This is a genomic window from Streptomyces hesseae (assembly GCF_031845785.1).
Classification (GTDB): Bacteria; Actinomycetota; Actinomycetes; order Streptomycetales; family Streptomycetaceae; genus Streptomyces; species Streptomyces hesseae.
On sequence record NZ_JAVRFI010000102.1, the window covers coordinates 1 to 255 of the forward strand.

Below are 255 nucleotides of genomic sequence, written 5' to 3' on the forward strand. Positions count from 1 at the left end.
CGGCGCCTAGCGTCTCGTATTCGATGACGGTCCGGTTGGAGGTTCCCGTGTCGGGGACCGCGGTCAGTGAGCTGACCACGGCCGTGGAGTCCTCCGGTGGGTCCGTGACCGGCCTGGACGTGACCGCCTCCGGGCACGAGAAGCTGCGTATCGACGTCACGATGGCCACCACCTCGACCGAGCACGCCGACGAGATCGTCGAGAAGCTCCGCGGTATCGAGGGCGTGGTGCTGGGCAAGGTCTCCGACCGTACGT

General features: G+C 67.5%; 1 protein-coding gene. It reads left to right on the top strand.

Annotation, left to right across the window (positions count from 1 at the left end; genetic code table 11):
- On the top strand, positions 1-255 hold a 255-nt coding region (locus RM609_RS34385), incomplete at both ends, for an ACT domain-containing protein (RefSeq protein WP_498073181.1).